This is a genomic window from Janthinobacterium rivuli (assembly GCF_029690045.1).
Lineage (GTDB): Bacteria > Pseudomonadota > Gammaproteobacteria > Burkholderiales > Burkholderiaceae_D > Janthinobacterium > Janthinobacterium rivuli.
On the sequence record NZ_CP121464.1, the window covers coordinates 3,770,021 to 3,794,009 of the forward strand.

The window sequence follows — 23,989 nt, forward strand, 5'->3', positions numbered from 1 at the left end:
TTTCAGAACGCATATGACAAGGTCAGGCGTGCGGAACGCGGTTCGACCGGATGAAAATGCCGGTCATTCACCCCATCAGCCCCTTCGCCGGGCAGACGCGACGCGTAGTAATAATCGATGTCGCTGGCGCGCTTGTCGAACAGGTTGAACACGTCGAGCGCAATGCGCGTCTTGCGGTTGAGCTGATACGCCACGCGCGCGTAGGCCAAGGTGGTGGACGCGGAGCGCACGCTTTTGTCCTCGATCAAGGGGCGGGGGCCGAAGTAGCGCAGCTGGAAGGCGCCCGACCACGGGCCCTGCTCCGTCACCGTCACGCCGAACGAGGCCACCTTGTCGATGGAGCCAGGAATGAAATTGCCGGCGGGGTCGTTTTGCGTATAGCGCGAGCGCGAAGCGGCCAGGTCCAGGTCGAACAGCAGCCATGGCGCGGCTATGTAATGGTTGTTCCACTCGATGCCGTGGCGGCGGCTGGCGCGGCTCGGCTCCGTCTCGCCCGCGTCACCGACGAACAGCAATTCCGACGCGATGTCGAGGCGCCACAGGGCCAGCGAACTTTGCAGTCCCGGCAGCCATTCCGTGCGCGCGCCCAGTTCCATGCCTTTCGTCGGCGCCAAAGGCGTGACGGGCGTGGACGCTTCGCCGTCCGGCAGGCGCGTCTGCGTCGTGCCGCGCGCATCATTGCTATGAAAACCTTTTCCGTAGTTCACGAAAAATTCCGTCTTGCTCCACGGCCCAAGGATCAATGACAGCTTGGGCGACACGACGTGGTCATTTGCCGCGCCGCTGTTTCCCTCGATACTGCTGGCCACATTGAAACGGTAGACGTCATAGCGCAAGCCCGCCACGAAGCGCAGCCAGGGCAGCCATTGCACGGTGTTTTCGCCATACAGGCCGATGCTGGCTTCGCGCACCCTGTCTTCGCGCACCGTGCTCTGCCGTACTCTGTTCACCGTGTTGTACAGCCCCACGGGAGACAGGCGGTCATAGCGCGCCTGCACGCCCAGCTTGTTGCGCAGGGGAAGACCGAACAGCTGCGTGGTCCAGCTTTCGCTGGCGTTCACGCCCGCCACCGTGCGCCGCTCGCTTTGCTGGAACTGGTCGCCGGCTACCGGGTCGGCCAGGAAGTAGGTGAAATCGCTATTGAGTTCCAGCTGCGAGCGGATCAGGTAGGCGTCGAGTTCGAACAAGCGGTTTTCCGTGCGCTTGCGCATAGCGTACGACAAGCTGGTGCGCGAGGTGTCGCCGCCGTCGCTGGGCGCCAGGCTGCCGAAACGGCCGATCTGGCCCGATTCCACGGCGCGCAGCGGCACCTGGTCGGTGGCGTTCCAGCTGTTTTTATACGCCATACCCGTCACGCTGAAACCGTCATCTTGCGTGCCCTGGCTGTAGCGCAGCACGCCGCTGACCTTGCGCACGCGCTCCGGCACGTCCCAGGGACCGTTGTTGCGGTTCACTTCCAGGCCAACCAGCAAGGTGCCAGACCCGGCCGCGACCGAATCGGCGACGACGCCGCGCAGATAGCCGTGCTGGCCCACGGACACGCTGGCCTGGCCTTGCGGCAACTTATCGGCCAGGCGGATGCGGGCGCTACCCGCCGAGGCGAAATCACCCTCGCCGGCAAAATACGGCCCCTTCTTGTAATCGATGCGCTGCACCAGCTCGGGAATGAGGAAATTGAGGTCGGAATAGCCTTGGCCGTGCGCATGCGTGCGCATGTTGACGGGCATGCCGTCGACATGGGTGGCGAAATCCGTGCCATGGTCAAGGTTAAAGCCGCGCAAAAAGTACTGGTTGGCCTTGCCGTCGCCGCTGTGCTGGGTGACGATCAGCCCCGGCACGAATTCCAGCAATTCGCCCGGACGCAAGGCAGGCCGGTTGACAATCAATTCAGTAGTGATGACGCCCTGGCTGGCCGCATCCGAGGTGCCGACGGCGTTGTCGTAATGGCCCGCCACTCTTACCGTGCGCGCCTCATCGGCGATGGCGACGGCCTCGGCCGGGTCCTGCGCCGCCGCCTGACGCCCCATGCCCAACAATGCCAGTGCACAAGCTGCTACCAGTTTGCGTTTTCTCAATCGCATCGCGTCTCCAGTTTCTATGATGTCAATATGGGCCCAAGGCTTGGTCTAGCCTACCCGATATATACGTGGATGGCAGCTTGTTTGGATTCAGTATTTTTTGAAGGAACGACCATGGACCTGGGCGATAGCACCGGCAAGGCAACAAACGCCGCCGCCGTGCGCAAGCGCGATGCGCTGCCATATATCCTGCTGTTCATCCTGCTGGCGGGTTTGTTGGCAGTGCTGGCAGGCGCCCTGCTGCCGCCCTACTACCACGCCGTACCGGCACTGCTGTGGAGCCTGGGATTTTGCGTCAGCGGCATGCTGCTGGGCTTTTTGTTCGGCATACCGCGCACCCTGCCATCGGGCACCGTCAACGCAGCCCCGCCCGACGAGCGCACCAATGGCAAGGCCCGCCCCACGGACGAGCCGCCGGCCGCCGGGGCCGATGCGGCGGCCGCAAACCCCAGCAATACCCTGTTCCTGGGCACGCCCACGCCCATGGAAATCAATTCAAATCTGGTGGAAGTGTCGGACTGGCTGACAAAAATCATCGTCGGCGTGGGCTTGATCGAGCTCAAAAGCCTGCCCGGCAGCGCGCGCAGCATGGCCGCCTTCATCGCACCGAGCCTGGCCACCGATACGGGCACGGCCATGGCCGTCGTGGGCGGCATCATGCTGTTCTTTTCCGTGCATGGTTTTTTGATCGGCTACCTGCTCACGCGCATCTACCTGTCCATCATGATCAAGCGGGCCGACAGCATGGTCAAGAACGAATCCGTGCGCCTGGAGAGCGGCAAGGAAATCGAAGTGACGGAACTGAGCCGTTTGCAGCAAAAATCGCTCGACGACATGCAGGAAGCCGTCACGCAGCTGCTGCTGGCGCATCCGCCGGACGGGGACGCGGCCGTCACGGCCCTGGCCGGCATGCCGGCGGAGAAAAAGCCCGCCAGCCTGGTGCTGTGGCTGGACGACCACCCGCGCAACAATACCTTGCTGGTGGAACAACTGGAACGGGAAAACATCAAGGTGGACCAGGCCGTATCGACGCGGCAGGCGCTTGCCATGCTGCAACAGAAGCCTTACGCGCTGTTCATCACGGACATGGCACGGGTGGAAAACCGCCGCCGCATCAAGGATGCGGGCGTGCGCACGGTGCGCGAAGTGCGCCAGGCGCTGCCCGCGCTACCGATCATCGTGTATTGCAGCAAAGATACGGTCGCCAGTTACGGCACGGAAGCGGAGGCGGCCGGCGCCCGTTTCATCACCACGTCGGGCACCAGCCTGCTGGCGGCCGTCAACAAGCTATTGCATGAGGAACGCCAGGATGGCGATCAATCCACCCGGTAATGGTAGCTGCCCACGTAATGCAGCGAACTGCGCTGCGGGTGCGCCAGCTGGTTCGGCGCAAACACGCACACGCTCGTGTCAGCCAGCAAGTGCTGCCCATCCGCGTCCGCGCACGCCTGCGCCAGCCAGCTGTCGCCATACGACACGCCATCGAGCAATTGCGCCAGCGGCACGGCCGAGGCCAGCATCGCGCTTTCAAAGCAGGCTGGCTCATAGCACGTGAGGCCCGTTTCCAGGAAGAATGGCGACGGCACGGCATCGCCATCCTCCGTGTACGTGGGCGACAGGTAGGCCTGCAGCGCTTCCCAGCTGGGAAAACGCCCGCTGCAGGCAAACACGTGGACGATGGGCAAGCTGCCGGACACGCTTACAGCTTCTCCATCTTTTGCCGCACGGCCGGAGCCGTCGCCGCCGTCGGCGCCAGTTCCAGATAGGTTTTATAGGCGGCCTTGGCTTTGGCCGCATCGCCGGCCTTGGCATAGGCGTCGCCCAGGTTCAAATAGGCGATGGCGCGCGACGGATCCATCTTGACCGTGTTTTCAAACCAGCGGGCCGCTTCGCGGAACTTTTCCTGCTTGTAGAAGACAAAACCCAGGTTATTCGCCGCCAGCGCGAAATCGGGACGCAGTTTCAGCGCTTCCGTAAATTGCGCTTCCGCCGCCGCATACTGTTTCTCCTTGTACAGCTGCAAGCCGCGGTCGTTGGCCCGCTGCGCCAGCTGACGCGTCGAGCTCGGCACGGCGCCCGGCGTGACGATCTTCTGTTCGCCACCCTGCAAATCCTTCACCGTCACGCTGGCCGCCGCCGGTTTCGCATCGAGCTTGCTGTTCAGGGCGATGGCTTCCGTCGACAACTGCGTCGTGTTCGGGCTGAGGAATTCCGTCTCGCCCGGCAATTCAAACACGAAATCTCCCCCTTCCGAGCCAGGCAAGCTGCCGAACGCGGGCGTCTGGTTCGACACGCTGGACACGGCCGGCGCCACGTAGGCCGCCAGTTCCGTGGCCGTGATGAGGCCGTCGCCGTTCAGGTCGCCCTTGCCCGCCAGGCCCTGCAGCAGGGTCCACGTGAATACGGAGTGGCCGTTCGGCCCGCCGTCGGCCACCAGCTGGTCGCCGCCGCCAGCCGTCAGCATTTGCCGGCCGATGCGCTTGGCGTTGTCGCGCAGGAAGGAGCTGGAACCAGCGCCGCGTGTCAGGCCCAGGCCGCTGTAGCAGGCATCCATGACGAAGAACGCGTGCTTGGCCGTCAGCGATTCCGCGATATTCTGGATTTCCGTCATCGGGATCGCATCCGTGGCGAACTGCGCCGGGTCGGAATCGACGGGCACGATGTAGCCCAGGTCGCGTCCCGAGCTCAGCTTGCGCGTGGCGCCGTGGCCGGCGAAAAAGACGAAGATGCGGTCATTCTTTTGCACGCCGCCATGGGCCAGCTTGTCATGGAAGGCGGCCAGGATGTTGTTGCGCGTCGCTTCGCCGTTTTTCAGGGTCACGACGCGCTCTGGCGCAAACGCAAACTTTTCAATCAGCGTTTCGCGGATGCCTTGCGCGTCGCGCACCGCATATTGCAATTTCGGCCACTTCGCATAATCGTCGATGCCGATCACCACGGCCCAGGAATTGGCGTAACCGGTGGTCACAGGCACTTTCTCGGGCGCCGGGGCCGTGCTTTTTGCCACCTGGAAGCTGGTGCCATCCCAGCCCGCGAATTGATAGCCTTCCGCGATCAGCTTGTCGAGCACTGCCGGCAAGGCTTTTACCGTGCGTTCGTGGATGTCGTGGAACAGGACGATGCCGCGCCCCGCCTTGTCGACGGACGCCAGCACGCGGTTCGTGATGGAACTAGGCACGGGGTCGGCCCAATCGAGCGAATCGATATTCCACATCACGGATTTCAAATGGGCATCGGCCAGCGCGGCCATGCCTTCGCTGTTGCGCGCGCCATACGGGAAGCGGAACAGCGCGGCCCGCTCGGGGCTGATGGCCTTTAATAAAGTGTCGGTGCCGAGAATTTCGCCTTTCAGCTTGTCGCCCGTCTGTTTCGACAATTGTGCGTGACTGAAACTGTGGTTGCCCACGGCATAGCCCTCTTTCATCAGCTTACGGCTCACTTCCGCGCCCGCGTTCAACTTGGCGTGGCCTTCCGCATCGAGCGAACCGAGGTTGCGGCCCACGTTGAAGAACACGGCCGGCACGCCATATTGTTTCAGGATGGCGCTGATTTCTTCCGTGTAGCGGCGGTGCGGGCCGTCATCAAAGGTCAGCACGATGGTTTTCTTCGGCAAGCCCAGGCCGAAGATTTCCGCCTCATCTTTTTTTGGCACGGGCTTGGCTTCGGGCACAGAACCTGCCGGCGGCACCGCATACGGCACGACGATGCCGTTTTCCTTCAAAATCTGTTCGCGGCTGTAGAGTTTTTTCAGCTGCGCCACATAATCGTCCCACCGTTCGCGCTTGAGTTCGATGGCGCGCTGGCCAAGGCTGCCGAAAATTTGCCGGATTTCCTTCTCGTAATTGCGCTCGATCTCGCCCAGCGCGTCGAGGTCTTCGGAAATGCGCTTGTGCAGCTTGATGGCCGGCAAGGACGAATCCTTGGCCACGTCGGCCAGCATGCTTTGCAGCAGCTCGCGGAAAGCCAGGCGGTCCGCGTCGTACAGGCCGGGATCGGATTCGATATACGTCAACAGGCTGTCGAGCGCCTCGAAGCGGCCCGGATTGGTGGGCGCCGTCAGCTGGTCGAGCGCAAGATCGAGCTTGGCGATGCGTTCCTGGTTTTCATGGAACAGCGCCTGCCCCACTTTACGGGCTTCGTCGCGCGCGCCTTCCGGCAAGCTTTGCTCGTCAGCCAGCAGCACGATGATCTTGCGGAAATTGCCCAGCAAGTCGCGGAACTGGCTGGCCACGGCGGCCGTGTCGACGGTGGATTGGGGCGCGGCGGCCGGGCTGCCCGATGCGGGTACGCCGGGCGTGGCGGTGGCCGCGGGACGCGTGTAGCTATAAATGCCGGCACCAGCGGCGAGTGCCACGACAACGGTGGCGGCGATCTTGATCGGTTTGGAAGTCACAGGCTTGTCATTCCCTTCACATACTATGCATAGAATTCAGATGGCGCGGATGCGCACGATGCATAATTGTAAAGCACGCCTGGCACAAGCTCAGCCCGCACGATGAATTTCGGCAATAATATCGCCGAACACCTCCATAGATAGTGAAAACGGAAAAGACGATGCACAAGAAACTTTGCGCCGCGGCGCTGATGCTGGGCGTGGCCCTGATGTTGCTGCAACTGCGCGCGCATGCGGGCGACGACGTGATCAATGTGGCGGGACGCGTGTGCCTGCCGCACTGATCACTTGAGCAAGCCGAACCGTGTATCCGTCACGGCTCCGGGTCGAAATGCTTGCGCAAGCCTTGCCAGCACTCGAAATAATCGTTTTGCAGCAGTTCACTGTTCAAGGCGAATGGCGTCGGCTTGAGGATGGTGCGCGTCTCGAACATGAAGGCCATGGTGTCGCCCACCTTCACGGGCGCGGACGTGTCGCTGTGCGAGGCCTTTTCGAACGTTTGCGCATCGGGGCCGTGGCCGGACATGCAGTTGTGCAGGCTGGCGCCGCCCGGCACGAAGCCGGCCGCCTTGGCGTCGTACACGCCGTGGATCAGTCCCATGAATTCGCTGGCCACATTGCGGTGGAACCAGGGCGGGCGGAACGTGTGTTCGGCGGCCAGCCAGCGCGGCGGGAAGATGGCAAAGTCGATGGCGCCAAATAGCGGGTTCTCGCTCGGCGCCTGCAGCACGAGGAAGATCGACGGGTCCGGATGGTCGTAGCTGATCGAGCCGATGGTATTAAAACGGCGCAGATCGTATTTATAGGGCGCGTAATTGCCATGCCAGGCCACGACGTCCAGCGGTGAATGGTCGAGCGTCGTGCGCCACAGGTGGCCGCCGAACTTGGCCAGCAGTTCGCACGCGCCGTCGATGTCTTCGTAGGCCGCGTGCGGCGTGAGGAAATCGCGGCTGTTGGCCAGGCCGTTCGAGCCGATGGGGCCCATGTCCGGCAGGCGGAAGGCCGTGCCGAAGTTTTCGCACACATAGCCGCGCGCCACGCCATCGGGCAAGGTCACGCGGAAGCGCACGCCGCGGGGAATCACGGCGATTTCCTGCGGTGCCAGCTCGATCAAGCCCAGTTCCGTGGCGATCGCCAGCCTGCCCTCCTGCGGCACGACCAGCAATTCGCCATCGGCCGAGTAAAAGAAGCGCTGCATCGAGCGGTTGGCCGCGTACACGTGGATGGCGCAGCCGCTCATGGTTTCGGCGCTGCCATTGCCGGCCATCGTTTGCCAGCCGTCGATGAAGTCTGTTGGCGTCGCGCCGTCGGGCAACGGCAGCGGGTCCCAGCGCAGCTGGTTCGGCGGCGTGGGGGGCATGGCGTGGAAATCGCTGACGATGCGGGTATTTTCAGCCAGGGTAAATGGCGGATGCTGGCTGGCGGGACGGATGCGGTACAGCCACGAGCGCCGGTTCTGCGCGCGCGGAGCCGTGAAGGCCGTGCCCGAAAGTTGTTCCGCATACAGGCCCAATGGCGCCTGCTGCGGCGAATTCTGCCCCTGCGGCAAGGCGCCGGGCACGGCTTCCGTGGCAAATTCGTTGCCGAAGCCGCTTTGGTAGCCGGCGCCTATCATGCCGGCTCCGCCAGGCCGTCGGCCGCGTCGCGCAGCAAGCCCTGCACCACGTCGGCCTTGCCGATGGCGCCCATGGCCAGCAGGGCGAAGCGGGCGAGGAACAGGGGCGAACGCTGCTCGCCCAGGCCGCCCATGGTATGGCACAGCTCGGTGTAAAGATTATCCAGTTCGATGTCGGTCATGTTGTCTCCTTAATAATTTTTAATGACCCGCTGCGCAAAGTACTGGGGTCAGACCCGGCGGGGGTGCACGCCCCAATGGGGCGCGTACCGCTCCCGAAGGGACTGACCCCGGCTTTCGCCAGCGCTTCAATCACCTGCCCCGCCCGCATCTGCCGCCAGCGCCCCAGCACATGCCCATCCGGGCGCACGAGATAAAAACTGCCAGGCTGCGCGTCAAACAGCGAGAATACCTGCGCCGTGTGGTCCCAGGCGCGCCCTTGCGCCCCGCCGCGGGCGATCGCCACGGTACTCAACGGCAATGTATCGCCCAGCGCCAGCAGTTCGGCTGGCACGGCGCCTTCTTCGCTGAAGTACAGTCCCGTGAAATCGCCATCGGCGCGTTTCAGCAAATCGGTAATATACCCGGCTTCTTGCCTGCCGTCTTGCAGCAGCACCAGCGGACATTCGGGCAAGACCGTGCCCGGCGCGGGGCCGGCGGCAAACGTCTCGCTATCCTGCGCATTCAGGGCAGACTGCGCATACGCGATGGCGCTCGTCTGGCGCGGGTTGATCAGCGAGCGCACGTGCGCATGCTTGCCCGCCAGGCCCAGCACGGCCGTGCGCATGAGCTCGAAAGCGAAGGTGGGCGGCGCCATGAATTCCGTGCTTTTGGTGCCGTGGCGCAGATTTTCATGGGCGGCGAACACGCGCTCGTCCGAATAGCTGTCCAGCAAACTGTCCGGCGCCAGTCCCTTGACGACATACGCCAGCTTCCAGGCCAGGTTGTCCGCGTCGTCGATGCCCGAGTTCGCCCCGCGCACGCCGAAGATGGGCACCAAATGGGCCGCATCGCCCGCGAATAGCACCGGGCCATGCCGGTATTTTTCCAGGGTCAGCGCATTGGCCTTGTAGATGGTGATCCACACGGGATGCCACGGCTGTGTTTCCCCCATCATGGCCAGCAGGCTGTCCACGCGCGGTGCCACGTTTTCCAGCAGCACGGCCGCCTGCGCATCCTCGTCGTCGCGCAACTGGTAGTCGATGCGCCAGATATCGTCGGGCTGCTTGTGCACCAGCACGGTGGAGCCGGGATTCGACGGCGGGTCGAAATACGCAAGGCGCTCCGTCGGGCGCTCGCTCTTCAGGTGGATATCGACGATCACGTAGCGCCCTTCATAGCTGGTGCCCTGCAATTTCAGGCCCAGCGCTTCTCGCACGACGCTGCGCCCGCCATCGGCCGCCACCAGCCAGTCCGTGTCGATCTGGTAGGCTTCATCGGGCGTGGCGACCGTGACCGTGGCGCCATCGGCGCGCTGGTCCACGCCAGTGACCCGCGTTTGCCAGCGGATATCGATCAGCTCCGGCTGGCGTTCGGCCGCGTCGAGCAGGAATTGCTCGATATGGTATTGCGCCAGGTTGACCATGGGCGGCAGCTTCTGGTTCGCGTCTTGCGGCATCGTAAAGTGCAGCACTTCCTCGTCGCGGTAAAAGCTGCGTCCTCCCGCCCACGGCAAGCCCTTGCGGATAAAGCCGTCGAGCGCGCCCAGGCGTTCGATGATTTCCAGGCTGCGCCGCGAAATGCAGATGGCGCGGCTGCCCGTGCACACGCCATCGTCCGCTTCGATCAGCACCGAGCGCAGGCCGTGGCGCGCCAGGCCCAGGGCCGTGGCCAGACCGACGGGGCCGCCGCCGACGATCAGGACAGGAACGTGCTGCGTCGATGCGCCCGCTGGTTTGCCAGGCGGATAGACCTTCGGCACATGGGGATAAGGGTGAAACGTATCGCTCATGATGTTTCCTCTTCAAGAATATGTTTTGCCGCTGCGGGCAATCGGCAGGGTCAGCACGATGGCCGCGCCCGCCACCAGCAGCACGCTGGCGTACAGCAAGCCCGTGGCAAAGCTGTGCGTGATGTCCTTCAGCCAGCCCACGACGACGGGGTTCAGGGCCGAGCCGATATTGCCCGTGGCGTTGATGACGGCGATGCCGATGGCGCGCGCACCGAGGCTCAGGGCTCGGTCCGGCGTGGTCCAGAAGACGGACATGGCCGTGTAAGCGCCCGTCGAAGCCATGCACACGCCCAGCAGCTGCATGATGGGGTTGGCCGAGTACGCCGTGAACAGCCAACCAAAGGCCGACAGCAGCATGGGCCAGACGATGTGCCAGCGGCGTTCCTGCAGGCGGTCCGAGCGGCGGCCCCACAGGATCATGCCGATGACGGTGCACACTTGCGGAATGGCGGCCAGCAAGCCGATCTGCGTGTTGCTGGCGTTGCTATTAAAACTTTTCACGATCAGCGGCGTCCACACGGCCACCATCGCCAGGGTATTGACCAGGCAAAAATAGGCGACGCCGAATTTCAATACCGTGGGCGAGCACATTTCCGCCATCACCGAGGTGTTTTGCCGGGGAGCGATGTGCACTGCAGCCGGCTTGTGCTCGGCCGCCAGCATGCGCGCCAGCACCTGCTGTTCCAGCTTGCCCAGCCAGTTTGCCTTGTTGGGAGAATCGTCGAGGTAGCCATACACGGCCAGGCCCAGGAACACGGATGGCATGCCTTCGAGCAAGAACAGCCATTGCCAGCCCTTCAAGCCCCAGTGGCCATCGAGGCTCAGGATCAGGCCCGACAGAGCGGAACCGATAGCGGCCGTGACGGGCATGGCGATCATGAACAGGGCATTGGCGCGCGCCCGGTAGGCGCTGGGAAACCAGTAGGTCAGATACAGTAGCATACCGGGCAAGAAGCCCGCCTCCGTCACACCCACCAGGAAGCGCAGCGCGTACAGGCTGGCCGGGCCGCTGGCGAACAGGGTCGCCGTCGAGGCCAGACCCCAGGCGATCATCATGCTGCCTATCCATTTACGCGCGCCGATGCGGGCCAGCACGATGTTGCTGGGAATGCTGCAGGCGATGTAGGCGATGTAAAACAGGGTGGTGGCAAAGCCGAACTGGGTGCCGGACAGGCCCAGGTCTTGCATCATGGTCAGTCCGGCGAAGCCGATATTGATGCGGTCAAGAAAGGAAAACACGAACAGCAGGAACAAAAATCCCAGCAAATGGCGCGATACCTTGCGCATCACCTGCTGTTCCATTTGGTCGGTGGCCGCGTCGAGGACGGGCGTAGTGGTGGCGATGGTCATGCTTGTCTCCATAAGGTGTCGCCCTCCCCTTGTTGATTTTATTGGGTGAGAGCGGCCGGGTGATCCCGGCTTGAAACACAGTATGCAGACGACAATGCCGGCGGCTGTCCCCATTTTGGGGACGTTTTGCGCCCAAAACAGTCAAGAAGGCGGAGCCATCCCTACGCCGAAGGAACTAGACGGGTGCTGGCGCCATGCACAGGGCGAACAACTGGCGCTGACTGGAAATACCCAGGCGTTTATACGCGCGTTTCTGGTAAGTCGTCACGCTGGACGGCTGCACGCCGATGATCTCGGCGATTTCCACGGCCGTCAGGCCTTCTAGCACGCAGCGCAGCACGTCCAGTTCACGCTTGCTCAAGGCGGGACAATGCTGGCGCAGCCGTGCCAGCATCATCGGCGCGACGCCTTGCGTATTCTGGCCGTTCAGGCTGTAGTGATGCTTGACGGCATGGGCAAACAGCGGTGACAGGGTTTCGATGCCCGCCACTTCGCCGGGCAGGAACTTGCCCTGGCTGCTGTCGCGGTAGAAATTGACGGACAGCCAGATATCGCCGGCCGGCTGCAGCAGCAGCGATAGCCGGTCCGAGACATTCGGTTTTTGATAGCAGGCGGCGCGGTAGCCGGGATGGTCGATCTCGTCGCTGGCCTGCTGGTGCAGCACGATGGCGGGATCGGTTTTTCGCCCCGGCGCCGGCGCGATCACGCGCTGGTTGCCATCGAGCGCGTAATAGTGGCGCGCGTAGCTGTCGGCAATATCTTGCAGGAAACGTCCGCCGCGCCGGTCAGCCACGGCGACCGTGCGGGGCCGGTTGCCGAATTCATAGGCAAAGATCGTGCACTGGGCAATCGGCGCGACCGTGCTGACCGTTTTCAGGATGGCCCCAGCGACGGCATTCACGTCCGCATGGCCGATGGCGGCCATCAGCTCCAGGGTACGCCCGAAGTCCAGCTGCCCTTCCGCCTGCCGCCGCTCGACGCGCCAGTAACGCATATCTGTTTCCTTACTGCCCGCGCTGCGGCAAGACCCAGTCCGGCCGGATGTAATGGCAGGTATAGCCATGCGGCAAGCGCTGCAGATAATCCTGGTGCTCGGGTTCCGCTTCCCAGAACGGACCTGCAGGCGCCACTTCCGTCACCACCTTGCCGGGCCACAGGCCGGAAGCGTCGACGTCGCGGATGGTGTCTTCGGCCACCCGTTTTTGCTCGTCGCTCGTGTAATAGATGGCCGAACGGTAGCTCGTGCCGCGGTCGTTGCCCTGGCGGTCTTCCGTGCTGGGGTCGTGGATCTGGAAGAAAAATTCCAGGATCTTGCGGTAGCTGATGGTGTTCGGGTCGAAAATGATCTCGATCGCTTCCGCATGCGTGCCGTGGTTGCGGTAGGTGGCGTTGGCCACGTCGCCGCCGCTGTAGCCCACGCGCGTGGCGAGCACGCCCGGATAGCGGCGCAGCAAGTCTTGCACGCCCCAGAAGCAGCCGCCGGCCAGGATCGCGGTTTCATTGCCTTGTGCATTGTCTTGTGCCATGGTGTCTTTCCCGTTCTAGTCAGAAGCAGCTATCTTACCCTGTCGCGCGACTTTCTTCAGCGGGCCAGCAAGCGTTTGAGCTGCGCCGCCTGGTAGGCGCCGATGGCGTCGTTGAACAGGCAGCGGATCAGCGGGTCGTCGACGATGTCGGCCTCGTCCAGTTCGTCCCGCGTGGCGGTGTCGAAAGGACCATCGTTGATGCGCATGTACATTGAGGTGAGCGATTCACCGAGCACCAGCGCCGCATGGCATTTCACCAGCGGCACCTCGGTGGTCCAGCCGGGCGCCTCGCCCGTGTCCGGCACGAGGTCGATCAAGTCGCCGTGCGTGCGGTAATGCAGGACCGTGGCCGCGCCGTCATGGCCGTACAGCGACAGCCGCCACACACGCGGAGCCTGGAAATAGCTGTCTTCGGGCAGCTCCATGTCGCGGTAGCGTTCCAGCAAACCGTGGCGGCAGAAATCGAGCACCAAGGCCGCATCGGCGTCGCTCAATGACGCGAAACGGCGCGCGATGTCTGCCGTGGCGGGCGGCGGCGCGTCGGGGCGGTAGTCGAAATCCACGTCTTGCGGGCCCACGGGGATGACCCAGGGCAAGGGTTCGGCACTGCTCACACCGTGCGCGTCGAGCAGCACGGCCGTCGATGGATCGAGGCGGAAGATGTGCGCCTCGGGCAGCGCGGCGCCGATTTCATCGGCAAAGCGGCGATAGGTAACCGGGAACATCGCATGGTTGTACCAGGACCAGTCTTCCTGCACGAACTGGCAAGAGCTGGGCACGATGTACCGTGGCGCCAGCGCGCGCAGCTGCGGCACCCAGTCGTCGGGAAGGTCGACCGGGCCAGGTTGCGCCTGCGACGGCGCGATGACGGCGATCTCGCGCATGGTCTGGAATGGCCACAGCACCATGTCCCACGGCGCAAAGGCGGCCAGCTGTTCGAGCGTCTCCGGCCCGATCCAGGAATCGACCACGTTGAGCACATTCAGGCCGGCGGCGCGCACCTGGAACAGCGAGTCGACATCGTCATCGAGTGCGCGGCGCGGGATCACTTCGATGCTGCCCACCTGCACAGGCACGTCGACGTGCAGCCGCTCGACGCGGCTAAAACCCAGCGCGCGCAGCATGGCGAACAGTTCGTCGAAGACGCAGTACAGATAGATGGGCGTGGCGCGGTCCAGCACATCGAGGCTGTCGAGCGAGCAGTGGTCGTCGTGGAAGTGCGAGATGAAGACGGCATCCCAGCGCAGCTGGCGCACGGCGTCGAGGTCGAAGCGCACGGGCGGAAACGCGTGGCAATTGCGGCTGAACGGGTTTTCGACGATGGGGTCGAAGGCGATGGCCGTGCCTTCGCATTCGAAGACATAGCCGGCGTGCAGGATGCGGGAGATTTTCAGGGGCATGGGAGGCGGGGAATGCAGAAAGAACCCCAACAGCGTAAATGCTGGGGTCAGACCCGCCGGGTCTGACCCCGGAATTTGCTTTCGGGGTGAGAAAAACGCCGGGAATGCTCAATACGGATTATTCAGCACATCCATCGCAAAATACGTAAAGATCATGTCCGCGCCCGCACGCTTGATGGCGCCCAGGGTTTCCTGCACCACGCGGCGCTCGTCGATGGCGCCCGCTTGCGCGGCGAACTTGATCATCGCATATTCGCCGCTGACCTGGTAAGCGCCGATCGGCAAACGCGTCACTTCGCGCAGGTCGCGGATGATGTCCAGATACGCGCCGGCCGGTTTGACCATCAGCGCGTCGGCGCCTTCGGCTTCGTCGATCAAGGACTCGCGCACGGCTTCGCGGCGGTTCATCGGATCCATCTGGTAGGTCTTGCGGTCGCCCTTCAGGGTGCTGCCGGCCGCGTCGCGGAACGGGCCGTACAGGCCGGAGGCGAACTTGGTCGAATACGCCATCACGGGCGTGTCGTGGAAGCCGGCCGCATCTAACGCGCTGCGGATCGCCGCCACCTGGCCATCCATGGCGGCCGACGGCGCGATGATGTCGGCGCCCGCCTGGGCCGCGATGACGGCCTGCTTGCCCAGGTTGAGCACCGTGCTGTCATTGTCGACCGTGTCGCCATGCAGGATGCCGCAATGGCCGTGGTCCGTGTATTCGCAGAAGCAGGTGTCGGACATGACCACCATTTCCGGCACGGCGTCCTTGATGATGCGCGACATGCGGGCCACCAGGCCGTCCGGGTTCAGGGTGTCCGTGCCGTGGCTGTCCTTGTGGTGCGAAATGCCGAAGGTCATGACGGAGCGCAGGCCGGCGCGCGCGTAGCGCTCCACTTCCTGCGCCAGCTTCGCTTCGGGAATGCGGCGCACGCCGGGCATGGACTTGATGTCGATGAAATCGCTGGAACCTTCGTCGACGAAGATCGGCAGGACCAGGTCGCGCGGATTGATTTCGGTTTCGCGGAACAGCTCGCGCAGTTGCGGGGTCGCGCGCAGGCGGCGCATGCGCGAAGTGGGGAATTGTGCTGGCATGGTAACTGGCTTCAGGTTGAGGACGCCCGCAAGTATACGCCGATCAAGGCGCTTGCGCCGGGCCGCCCGGCAAAAAAGCCGCGCAGGTCAAGAAACCCCGCCCCGCCCCGTCATTGCGCGTGCAGCAGGGCCGCCACTTGCCAGCGCATGTCGGCCGCCAGCTGCAGCAGCATGGCGCCGCGGCGGCGCGCGTCCGCCCGCTTTTTCGACCGCAGCAGCTCCAGCTCCGGCATCCGGCAAGGGCCGCAAGGCAGGCGGTAATTGCCGCCGCTGGTGGGCAGCGCATGCAATTCACGCCACGCCAGGTCGTAATCGCACGAGATATGCCGGCGCCGGCGCCAGTTCAGCGCGATGCGGTTGGCGTTGCTGACCAGGTCAAGGTGGACGCAGCCGAAAAAATCGCCCAGGTCGCGCAAGGCGGCCACCATCAGGTTTTTCGGCCGGCAGCCGTGCAGCGCCCGCGTGGCGTCCTTGACCGCCTGCGCGCCGGCCGGTGAGCGCAAGCCCTGCAAGGCGCCCAGCTGGATCACGGCGCCGCCGGCCTCGGGCCGGAACAGGAAACTGGCCAGGTACAGCGGCACGCCGTCGCGCGTCAGGCGCAGGCACAACTCCCCTTCGCGGTGGCTGTCGTGGATGGCCGTCAGCTGCAAGCGGTAGGTGGCGCCATCCTTGCCCTCGATGGCGGCCAGCACCAGCGCGCGGCGCGCCGCGTATTCCACCAGCGGCCGCGCGCCCGCCTGCCACAGGAAACGGTAATGCCCGCACAGCAGGTCCACCCGCGCCGCGCAGCCGAACTGGCGACTGGCGTAGGGACGATAAATCTTGTACAGCAGGCTGGGATGGGCTTGCGCCAGCGCCGCCATTCCCGGCGTCGCGGCAATGAACGCTTGCCAGCGCGCGCGCTGCACGGGAAAGACGATGGCGCCCAGCGCAGCCTTGATACGGTGGCCATGCTGGCGCAGTGGCGCCTGCTGCGGCGCGGCGTTGTCGCCGGTGGCGGTAAAAGTATGCATGCGAACGGCTCTACTGAAATGGACGCGGCGACGGCCGCGGGCAGCCCGGAACAGGCGGCTGCGCGCACGCAGCCGCTCCACGCCGGGTAGAGCCGATGATAGGGGGAGGCGAAAATGAAGGGGGTTACAAGTTGGTAATGTGCCGATACGCCACGCTGTCCACGCTAGCGCAGCAGCCGCAAACGCAGGCGCAAGCCCGGCGCCGCATCCTCGATCTCCAGACTGCCGCCATGCAGGGCCGCGATGGCCGCCACGATGGACAAGCCCAGGCCATTGCCGGGCAAGTGGCGGCTCTTGTCGAGCCGGTAAAAGCGCTGCGTCAGCTTCGGCAGTTCTTCCTTTGGTACGCCGGGGCCGTTGTCGCGCACGGCCAGCCAGCCGCCATGCTCATCGCTGCCGGCCGACACTTCCACCGTGGCGCCCGGCCCCGCATACTTGATGGCGTTGTCGACCAGGCTGGCCAGCGCGCTGCCCAGCAGGTTGCGGTCGCCGCGCGCGGGCACGCCGTCGCCATACATCTGCACCAGCAGCACGCCCTGCTCGTCAGCCGTGGCTTCGTACATTTCCACGATGTCGGCGCCGATCTGCTGCAGGTCGATGTCGTCGAAATTCTCGGGGCGCATGCCCGATTCGGCCGCCGCGATCTGCAGCAGCTTGTCGAACACGCGCGTGAGGTCGTCGATATCGTCGATGGCCGCCTGCGCCGTCTGCGCATAGCCGGCCACGTCCTGCCGCTGGCGCAGGGCGCCATCGAGCTTGTTGCGGATGCGGCCCAGCGGCGTGCGCAAGTCGTGCGCGATGGCGTTCGACACGTGGCGCACGCCTTCCATCAAGTGTTCGATGCGGTCGAGCATGCGGTTGATGTCGCGGCTCAGCAAGCCGAATTCATCTTCGCTGGCGACGGGAATGCGCCGGCTCAGGTCACCGGCCTCGATTTCGCCCGCCGTGCGGCGGATCTGCCCGATACGCGCCTCGAGCTGGCGGCGGAACAGCCAGGCGCCCGCCACCACCAGCAAAATGGCCACCCCGCCGCCATAGGCCAGCGAGCGCAGCACCAGCGTGCGGATCGACTTGCCCTCTTCCATGTCGCGCCCGACGAACAGGCGCGCGCCACCTTCGAGGTCGCGGATCAGCATGCGCGCAGGCACCCTGCGCCCTTCGCGCGTGACGTCGCGGTGCAGCAAGCGGCCCACGGGGCTGCCCACGTCGGGCCAGGACGACAGATTGCCCGCCACGCGGCGGCCATCGGCGCCCACCAGCAAAAAGATCTCCGTGTCGCTGTCGGTGCGGTCGGTCAGCAGATGGGCGATTTCCGCCGTCGTGCGGCTGCTGTCGCCCTGCTGGTACAGCGCGGCGAGGCGCTCCGAGAGCAAAGTCAGCTTGCGGTCCACGCTGCGATCGAGCACGCCGATGGTGCCGAAATAGAACACGGCGCAGACGATGCTGATCGACACGACCACCAGCACGCCATAGCCAAGCGCCAGGCGGGCCGCGATCGAGCGGTGCCAGTTACGCACCGTCGATCACGCCCAGGGTGTAGCCGACGCCGCGCACCGTGTGGATCAGCGGCGGCGAGAATTCCTTGTCCACCTTGGTGCGCAAGCGGCTCACCTGCACGTCGATGACGTTGGTCTGCGGGTCGAAATGGTAGTCCCACACGGCTTCGAGCAGCATGGCGCGCGTGACGGACTGGCCCTGGTGGCGCATCAGGTATTCCAGCAGGCGAAATTCGCGCGGCTGCAGGGCGATCTGCCGGTTGGCGCGCGTCACGCGCATGGTGCGCATGTCGAGCACCAGGTCGGCCACCTGCAGCTGCGTCGCTTCGGGCACGGGCGCGGCGCGCCGCAGCAGCGCCTCGATGCGCGCCAGCAGTTCGGCGATGGCGAACGGTTTTGACAGGTAGTCGTCGCCGCCGCTGCGCAGGCCGCGCACGCGCTCGTCGACGCTGGACAACGCCGACAGCACCAGCACGGGCGTGTTGCGGCCCATGCCGCGCAGGCGCGCGACGATGGCCAGGCCGTCGATCTCGCCGGGCAGCAGGCGGTCGAGCACCAGCGCATCCCAGTCTTCGCCGCAGGCCAGGCGCATGCCGTCGATGCCATTGTCGCAGGCAGTGACGTCGTGGCCGGCCTCGCGCAGGCCGGCACAGATATAGCGGGAAGTTTCAGCTTCGTCTTCGATGACCAGGCAGCGCACGGGAGTTCCTTGTAAAGATCAGGCAGCAAATAGGCGCAGCATACGCCAGGCGCGCGCCACTTGCCAGCCCCGCCGCGTGCGGCGCGCGATGGCAGGGTCGGGTACAATACAGCCTCGACAATGTTTGGCCGCGCCCGCGCGCGCATGCTGATGTGCGCATGTTTTCGGCGCCTTCCGGCTTGCCGCGGCCTGCAAACCACCACTGCCATTAACGAAGATCAGGCGCGCCTGGCGCACGCCACAAACCAATACTGCCATGAAATCGACCCACTCTCTCGCACTGGCGCTGGCCATGGCCATCAGCTGCGGCAGCGCCGCCGCAGACACCAAAGACACCAAGCAAAGCATGCTGTTCGATGAAATCCCCATCGGCAGCTGGAGCACTTCCGCCGAACTGGGCGCCATCACCACCTCGGGCAATACGGTCGGCACTTCCGTCACGGGCAAGATCGACGCGCGCCAGGAACTCGATGACTGGAGCAACCAGTACATCTTCAGCGGTTACTTCAAGGAAGACGAAACGACCAACGACGATGGCGAGAAAGTGCGCGAACGCTCGGCCGAACGCTTTTCCGCCTCCGCCAAGGCCGCCTACAAGCTGATGGCCGACCATGAAAAGCTGTTCGTGCTGGCCTCGCACGTCAACGACAAGTTCGGCGCCTACACCAAGTACTCGACGCTGGCCGTCGGTCATGGCTCGCGCTGGTACCAGTCGAGCGACAAGAGCGTCGACGTGGAAGTCGGTCCGGGCTATTTCAGCGGCACCAACGACGCGGGCGAATCGGAGCACGGCCTGACGGTGCGCGGCGCAGCCGCCATGAAGTGGAAGATCAGCCAGTCGGCCATGTTCACCCAGACGGTCAGCGTGGAACGGGGCACGTCGAACACCCACTCGATCGCCGAAACAGCGCTCAGCACCAAGATCAACGGCACCATGCAGATGAAAGCCGCCTTCAGCGCCCGCAACGACACGCGCGTACCGGACGACAAGAAGAACACGGATACGCAAACGTCGCTGACGCTGGTCTACTCGTTCTGAGATGCCGGACACGCTGATGCGGCGCTTGCGCCTGGGCGCCCTGCTCTGTGCCGCGGCACTGCTGAGCGGCTGCGCCGCCGTCACCGTCAGCGCGATCTCGCCGGCCGACTACCTGCAGCAGCGGCGCGGCGACATCCTCACCACGGGCAAACTCAGCGCCTCGGCCAGCGAAGTGCTGCGCATCATCGGCAGCGACATCGCCGCTTGCGAAGCCAATACGGGCAGCTGCCGCGCCGACCTGGCCCGCTCCGAGCTGCTCAGCGACGAGCAGCGCCTGGCCACCTTGTCCGAACTGTGGCTGGAAAGCGCCCTGGCGGAAGAAAAACAGGGCGGCCACCCGAGTGCCGAAACGCTGGCCGCCTGGCTCGAGTCGGCCCGCTACGCGTATGCCTATTTGTTCTACACGACGCGCACGCCGGGCCAGCGCGCCTTCGAAGAGCGCCAGACGCAAATCCGCGACTACTATAACTATGCCGTGCAAAAAGCCGTCGGCAACCTGTTTCGCCACCGTGGCGAATACCGGCCGGACGGCAATGTGATCCGCGTCGCCGGCTGGCAGATCGACAGCGAACTGTCGGCCCTGCGCCTGCCCGACGACGGCACCCTGCCCGACGAACTGCTGCCGGCCACCTCGCTGTCGTTTTCCGGCCTGCGCAATGTGTACCGGCGCGACGGCTTCGGCGCCGACCTGGTGGCCGTCATGCCCAAGCCCCAGGCGTCGAAAGACGAGTACGTACCGTACCAGGAAACCCGCTTTCCCGTCGTCACGGCGCTGATCCGCTTCGACGGCAACAGCCTGCAAGAAGTGCTGGCCACGCAGCAGCTGCTGGTGATGCTGGTCGACCCGACGCGCAGCGAATCGACGCGCATGGCCGGGCAGGAACTGCCCGTGGCCGCCAATTTCACGGCCGGCTATGGCCTGTGGCTGGCCCGTTCCGGCTTCGGCGTGCAGGCGCTGCGCACCCTGTTCGGCCGCGCCGACGGCATCTCGCGCCCGCAGGTGCACCTGATGCAGCCCTACGATCCGAACAAGCGCACCATCGTCATGCTGCACGGCCTGGCCAGCAGCCCGGAAGCGTGGATCAACGTGGCGAATGAACTGATGGGCGACGAACAGCTGCGTCGCCGCTACCAGATCTGGCAAGTGTACTACCCGAGCAATGCGCCGCTGGCGGCCAACAACGCCGCCATCCGCAAGGCGCTGAACGCGACCCTGGCGCAGTTCGACCCTTCGGCCAAGGCCGACGCGGCCAACGACATGGTCTTGATCGGCCACAGCATGGGCGGCGTGCTGGCGCGCCTGATGGTCTCCGATGCCAGCAACACCCTGCTCGACGCCATCACGGAAGAATACAATTTGAAGGGCAAGAAGGCGGAAAAAGTGCGCGCCGGCCTGGCGCCCTACCTGAATTTCACGGCCATGCCGCAAGTGAACCGCGCCATCTTCATCGCCGCGCCGCACCGCGGCACCTCGTTCGCCAACCACAAGGTGGCGCGCTGGATCGCCAACCTGATCACTCTGCCCATCAACATGCTCGACCAGTTGTCCGACGCAGCCGGCAGCCTGGCGCAGCTCGACACGGGCAGCAGCGAACCGCTGCGCATCCCCAACAGCATCGATAACCTCAGCGACAAGGATCCGTTCGTGCGCCTGGTAGCCGACCTGCCCATCAGCCCGAACGTGCGCTACTACTCCATCATGGGCAACGACACGCCGGAGCTGCCGCTGGCGGAATCGAGCGACGGCGTGGTGCCCTACGCCAGCGCCCACCTCGACGGCGCCCTGTCGGAAAAAGTCATCCCGTCGTGGCACAGCGTGCAGGAAAGTCCGCAGGCGATTCTGGAGATACGGCGGATTTTGCGCATGCCTGACACCTTGCCCTGATGCACCTGGCATTCTTTCCGCATGCCTTATCGCTGGATAAGAAAGTTACATCGCATGATAAAGTTGCGAAACATGAGAATCTTGTATATGATGTGCTTTACCACGCTACTGCAAAGGAATCATCATGACAGCGCATCTGCATCACGATACTCTGGCGCCCGAGCTTCAGGCATTAACGGATAGCGACCTGCGGCTGGTGGAACAATTCTCGCGCCTCTTGACCGCACAGCTCGACATACTGGCGCAAGGGCCCGAGCGCCAGCGCCTGATCGACCTGGCCACGCGCGCGCTCCATGAGGCGCGCGCCTCGCTGGGCGCCCCGCCGCCGCTCACGCCGCGCCAGCTCCCAAGGTCAAAACTCAAGGTATCCGATGTCATTGGACAAGGATGGGTGGAACTATCGCAGGCGTCGCTGTATCGCGCGGTGGAAAACAATCGGTTTTATTGCGTAACGCCCAAGGGGCGCAGTATCGGCAAGGAATTTCCTGCGTGGCAATTTGTCCAGCCCGTACCGGAACTGATCGCGCCGGTACTGGCCATCCTTGCCGGCCAGCCCAGCAGTGAAATCCATGCCTTCTGGGTCAGTGGTGCAGACGAACTCAACGAACTGTCGCCAGCAGAGATGCTTGCAGGCAAATCGTTCGAGACGCGGGCCGAGATCCATCCAGGCCAGCAGGCGCTGCTGAATCTGCCGGCAAACGAGAGATTGCGCAAGGTGCTTGCGGTGGCGAAGTGGCAGCATAGGGGGATGGCTGACATCGTGGGTTAACATGCAACACGGACATACAACGTCCCCCGTCCCAGCGGACATGGCTGCGCGCCTGCCGGCGCTGGCATCGTTGAGCGCAGAATTATTGCGCAATATCGTCACCTTTCCAACTGGCCAGGCCCTGATACGCGCAGCGTGGAACGTGGCATCCATCTGGCCGGCGAAGGTCGAACGCACCTACCGCTTCGGGCCGCCCGCCGAGCTGGCTGACTCAAACGGCTTCCCCTATCACTGGGTATATATTGCGGAGGATGCATACACGGCAGCCTGGGAAGCCCAGCTTTGCCGCAACGACGTCACGCGCCCGGGCACCTTTTACATCGCGCACAGGGCGAAACAAGCGCTGATCGCAACCTTGTCATTCAGCGCCCCGCTGCAATTGCTCGATCTGACAGGGCTGGCCGCCAGCCGGCTCGGCATTTTTGACCAATTGCGCAGCCCCGATCACGGCTGGTACCAATGGCTGGGCTGGCAGCTGGATCAGATCATCGCACAGGAAAAAGGCCAGATCCATGGTTTCCTGTATCCATCGCGCCGCCAGCCCGGCAAACTTGCGTATGCCATTTCATCGCGCCACATGGCAACCTTGGGCCAGACCATGTCGTGCTCACAGCTGGCATTCGGCGACAGCGCTGCGTATGCACAGTTGCTGGCCGATCACCTGCGCGTGGACCCGCCCTGAGCTGAGACTCCCTATACCGGCTCGCGCCACTTGTCCTTGATCTCCAGCATGGCTGGCAGCTGTTCCACGAACAGCGCCAGCAGCTCCGGGTCGAAGTGCGTGCCGCTGTCGCGCTGCATGGTGGCGATGGCTTCGTCGATGGTCCAGGCGCGCTTGTACGGGCGTTCGCTGGTGAGGGCGTCGAAGACGTCGGCAATGGCGACGATGCGGCCTTCATGGGGGATTTCCTCGCCTTTCAAGCCTTGCGGATAGCCGCTGCCATCCCATTTCTCGTGGTGCGTCAGGGCGATGGTGCGCGCCATTTTCAGCAGGCCGCTTGCGTGCTCGCCGATGATCGCCGCGCCGATTTCCGCGTGGCGGCGCATGACTTGCCATTCGTCCGCATCGAGCTTGCCCGGCTTTTGCAGGATGGCGTCGGGGATGCCGATCTTGCCCACGTCGTGCATGGGCGCCGCATTCAATAAATCTTCCGCCCTGGCCGCGCTGTAGCCGGCCGCCAGTGCCAGCTGGCGCGCGTAATAGCTCATGCGGATGACGTGCATGCCCGTCTCGTTGTCCTTGTATTCGGCCGCCTGGCCCAGGGTCTGGATCACCTGCAGGCGCGAGCGGCGCAATTCCTCGGCGTCCACCAGCGACAGATGCGTGCGCACGCGGGCGCGCACGATGGGCGGGCTGACGGGTTTCGTGATGTAGTCGACGGCGCCGGCATCAAAGCCGTCCGCCTCGTCCTTCACGTCGCACAGGGCCGTCACAAAAATGACGGGGATGGACGCGGTGGCCGGCATGGCCTTCAATTGCCGGCACACTTCATAGCCCGTCATGGCGGGCATCATGATGTCGAGCAGGATCAGTTCGACGGGATTGTTCTGCGCCAGCTCCAGCGCCTTCTCGCCATCCTTCGCATACAGCAGGCGGTAATCGTCCTGCAAAATCTGGCGCAGCACCTGCAGATTCGTCGCTTCATCGTCGACCAGCAGCAGGATCGGTTTGTCTTCGTGTAAGGTCATCG

Annotated in this window: 21 protein-coding genes; 6 read left to right on the plus strand and 15 right to left on the minus strand. The window is 64.2% G+C overall.

Features of this window, described 5'->3' with window-relative positions; genetic code table 11:
• Window positions 1–2 precede the first annotated feature (2 nt).
• Window positions 3–2,081, minus strand: coding sequence for a TonB-dependent receptor (locus P9875_RS17130; protein ID WP_278316033.1), 2,079 nt, complete (start codon window positions 2,079–2,081; stop codon window positions 3–5).
• A gap of 111 nt (window positions 2,082–2,192) precedes the next feature.
• Here P9875_RS17130 and P9875_RS17135 point away from each other — a divergent pair, with 111 nt between their 5' ends.
• On the plus strand, window positions 2,193–3,410 hold the full coding sequence (locus P9875_RS17135; protein WP_176390819.1) for a response regulator: 1,218 nt from the start codon (window positions 2,193–2,195) through the stop codon (window positions 3,408–3,410).
• Here P9875_RS17135 and P9875_RS17140 read toward each other — a convergent pair.
• Both P9875_RS17140 and P9875_RS17145 read right to left on the minus strand, forming a co-directional pair.
• The gene (locus P9875_RS17140; RefSeq protein ID WP_278316034.1) at window positions 3,395–3,775 is read right to left on the minus strand and encodes an immunity 22 family protein; all 381 of its coding nucleotides are present in this window, start codon (window positions 3,773–3,775) and stop codon (window positions 3,395–3,397) included. The two genes, P9875_RS17135 and P9875_RS17140, sit on opposite strands and share 16 nt — an antisense overlap.
• A gap of 2 nt (window positions 3,776–3,777) precedes the next feature.
• A complete protein-coding gene (locus P9875_RS17145) occupies window positions 3,778–6,471 on the minus strand; it encodes a polysaccharide deacetylase family protein (RefSeq protein WP_278316035.1) in 2,694 nt (897 codons plus the stop codon).
• A 161-nt stretch (window positions 6,472–6,632) separates the two neighbouring features.
• On the opposite strand from P9875_RS17145, the gene P9875_RS17150 reads away from it, so the two are divergent.
• Window positions 6,633–6,755 carry a hypothetical protein gene (locus P9875_RS17150; RefSeq protein WP_255206395.1) on the plus strand — a complete coding sequence of 41 codons (123 nt, stop codon included), beginning with the start codon at window positions 6,633–6,635 and terminating at the stop codon, window positions 6,753–6,755.
• A 29-nt stretch (window positions 6,756–6,784) separates the two neighbouring features.
• Here the strand turns inward: P9875_RS17150 and hmgA are convergent, their stop codons facing one another.
• The 11 genes from hmgA to P9875_RS17205 form a co-directional block, all read right to left on the minus strand.
• On the minus strand, window positions 6,785–8,086 hold the full coding sequence (hmgA, locus tag P9875_RS17155) for a homogentisate 1,2-dioxygenase (RefSeq protein WP_278316036.1): 1,302 nt from the start codon (window positions 8,084–8,086) through the stop codon (window positions 6,785–6,787).
• Entirely contained in the window at window positions 8,083–8,268 is a 186-nt protein-coding gene (locus P9875_RS17160) for a DUF2783 domain-containing protein (protein ID WP_092708909.1), read from the minus strand. Before P9875_RS17160 ends, hmgA begins: the two co-directional genes overlap by 4 nt.
• A complete protein-coding gene (locus tag P9875_RS17165; protein WP_278316037.1) occupies window positions 8,265–10,037 on the minus strand; it encodes an FAD-dependent oxidoreductase in 1,773 nt (590 codons plus the stop codon). Before P9875_RS17165 ends, P9875_RS17160 begins: the two co-directional genes overlap by 4 nt.
• A 12-nt stretch (window positions 10,038–10,049) precedes the next feature.
• A complete protein-coding gene (locus P9875_RS17170; RefSeq protein ID WP_278316038.1) occupies window positions 10,050–11,387 on the minus strand; it encodes an MFS transporter in 1,338 nt (445 codons plus the stop codon).
• Between the two features lie 175 nt (window positions 11,388–11,562).
• Window positions 11,563–12,381 (minus strand): helix-turn-helix domain-containing protein, encoded by an 819-nt coding sequence (locus P9875_RS17175; RefSeq protein WP_278316039.1) that lies wholly within the window; start codon window positions 12,379–12,381, stop codon window positions 11,563–11,565.
• 10 nt (window positions 12,382–12,391) lie between these two features.
• Window positions 12,392–12,913 carry a peptide-methionine (S)-S-oxide reductase MsrA gene (msrA, locus tag P9875_RS17180; protein WP_278316040.1) on the minus strand — a complete coding sequence of 174 codons (522 nt, stop codon included), beginning with the start codon at window positions 12,911–12,913 and terminating at the stop codon, window positions 12,392–12,394.
• A 56-nt stretch (window positions 12,914–12,969) separates the two neighbouring features.
• Window positions 12,970–14,313, minus strand: coding sequence for an MBL fold metallo-hydrolase (locus tag P9875_RS17185; RefSeq protein ID WP_278316041.1), 1,344 nt, complete (start codon window positions 14,311–14,313; stop codon window positions 12,970–12,972).
• A 108-nt stretch (window positions 14,314–14,421) separates the two neighbouring features.
• Complete coding sequence (gene hemB, locus P9875_RS17190) at window positions 14,422–15,396, minus strand: porphobilinogen synthase (RefSeq protein ID WP_035819309.1); 975 nt, start codon at window positions 15,394–15,396, stop codon at window positions 14,422–14,424.
• Window positions 15,397–15,506: 110 nt separating this feature from the next.
• Window positions 15,507–16,409 (minus strand): VirK/YbjX family protein, encoded by a 903-nt coding sequence (locus P9875_RS17195; protein WP_278316042.1) that lies wholly within the window; start codon window positions 16,407–16,409, stop codon window positions 15,507–15,509.
• 164 nt (window positions 16,410–16,573) lie between these two features.
• Window positions 16,574–17,926, minus strand: coding sequence for a sensor histidine kinase (locus P9875_RS17200; RefSeq protein WP_278316043.1), 1,353 nt, complete (start codon window positions 17,924–17,926; stop codon window positions 16,574–16,576).
• The gene (locus tag P9875_RS17205) at window positions 17,919–18,605 is read right to left on the minus strand and encodes a winged helix-turn-helix domain-containing protein (protein ID WP_035819315.1); all 687 of its coding nucleotides are present in this window, start codon (window positions 18,603–18,605) and stop codon (window positions 17,919–17,921) included. The genes P9875_RS17200 and P9875_RS17205 overlap by 8 nt, the downstream gene beginning before the upstream one ends.
• A 256-nt stretch (window positions 18,606–18,861) precedes the next feature.
• Between P9875_RS17205 and P9875_RS17210 the strand changes: the two genes are divergently transcribed.
• The 4 genes from P9875_RS17210 to P9875_RS17225 all read left to right on the plus strand — a co-directional run bounded on the left by P9875_RS17210 (window position 18,862) and on the right by P9875_RS17225 (window position 22,980).
• Entirely contained in the window at window positions 18,862–19,644 is a 783-nt protein-coding gene (locus P9875_RS17210) for a DUF481 domain-containing protein (RefSeq protein WP_176389881.1), read from the plus strand.
• Window positions 19,645–19,660: 16 nt separating this feature from the next.
• Entirely contained in the window at window positions 19,661–21,529 is a 1,869-nt protein-coding gene (locus P9875_RS17215) for an esterase/lipase family protein (RefSeq protein WP_278316045.1), read from the plus strand.
• Between the two features lie 124 nt (window positions 21,530–21,653).
• A complete protein-coding gene (locus P9875_RS17220) occupies window positions 21,654–22,298 on the plus strand; it encodes a hypothetical protein (RefSeq protein WP_278316046.1) in 645 nt (214 codons plus the stop codon).
• Between the two features lie 40 nt (window positions 22,299–22,338).
• Window positions 22,339–22,980, plus strand: coding sequence for an RES domain-containing protein (locus tag P9875_RS17225; protein WP_278316047.1), 642 nt, complete (start codon window positions 22,339–22,341; stop codon window positions 22,978–22,980).
• A gap of 11 nt (window positions 22,981–22,991) precedes the next feature.
• On the opposite strand, the gene P9875_RS17230 is transcribed toward P9875_RS17225, so the two are convergent.
• Entirely contained in the window at window positions 22,992–23,987 is a 996-nt protein-coding gene (locus P9875_RS17230; RefSeq protein WP_176389884.1) for an HD domain-containing phosphohydrolase, read from the minus strand.
• Window positions 23,988–23,989: the final 2 nt, after the last annotated feature.

Coding starts and splice junctions, on each gene's coding strand:
- P9875_RS17130 (WP_278316033.1), bottom strand. CDS start 2,081: ATGCGATTGAGAAAACGCAAACTGGTAGCAGCTTGTGCACTGGCATTG.
- P9875_RS17135 (WP_176390819.1), top strand. CDS start 2,193: ATGGACCTGGGCGATAGCACCGGCAAGGCAACAAACGCCGCCGCCGTG.
- P9875_RS17150 (WP_255206395.1), top strand. CDS start 6,633: ATGCACAAGAAACTTTGCGCCGCGGCGCTGATGCTGGGCGTGGCCCTG.
- hmgA (WP_278316036.1), bottom strand. CDS start 8,086: ATGATAGGCGCCGGCTACCAAAGCGGCTTCGGCAACGAATTTGCCACG.
- P9875_RS17160 (WP_092708909.1), bottom strand. CDS start 8,268: ATGACCGACATCGAACTGGATAATCTTTACACCGAGCTGTGCCATACC.
- P9875_RS17165 (WP_278316037.1), bottom strand. CDS start 10,037: ATGAGCGATACGTTTCACCCTTATCCCCATGTGCCGAAGGTCTATCCG.
- P9875_RS17170 (WP_278316038.1), bottom strand. CDS start 11,387: ATGACCATCGCCACCACTACGCCCGTCCTCGACGCGGCCACCGACCAA.
- P9875_RS17175 (WP_278316039.1), bottom strand. CDS start 12,381: ATGCGTTACTGGCGCGTCGAGCGGCGGCAGGCGGAAGGGCAGCTGGAC.
- msrA (WP_278316040.1), bottom strand. CDS start 12,913: ATGGCACAAGACAATGCACAAGGCAATGAAACCGCGATCCTGGCCGGC.
- P9875_RS17185 (WP_278316041.1), bottom strand. CDS start 14,313: ATGCCCCTGAAAATCTCCCGCATCCTGCACGCCGGCTATGTCTTCGAA.
- hemB (WP_035819309.1), bottom strand. CDS start 15,396: ATGCCAGCACAATTCCCCACTTCGCGCATGCGCCGCCTGCGCGCGACC.
- P9875_RS17195 (WP_278316042.1), bottom strand. CDS start 16,409: ATGCATACTTTTACCGCCACCGGCGACAACGCCGCGCCGCAGCAGGCG.
- P9875_RS17210 (WP_176389881.1), top strand. CDS start 18,862: ATGAAATCGACCCACTCTCTCGCACTGGCGCTGGCCATGGCCATCAGC.
- P9875_RS17215 (WP_278316045.1), top strand. CDS start 19,661: ATGCGGCGCTTGCGCCTGGGCGCCCTGCTCTGTGCCGCGGCACTGCTG.
- P9875_RS17220 (WP_278316046.1), top strand. CDS start 21,654: ATGACAGCGCATCTGCATCACGATACTCTGGCGCCCGAGCTTCAGGCA.
- P9875_RS17225 (WP_278316047.1), top strand. CDS start 22,339: ATGGCTGCGCGCCTGCCGGCGCTGGCATCGTTGAGCGCAGAATTATTG.
- P9875_RS17230 (WP_176389884.1), bottom strand. CDS start 23,987: ATGACCTTACACGAAGACAAACCGATCCTGCTGCTGGTCGACGATGAA.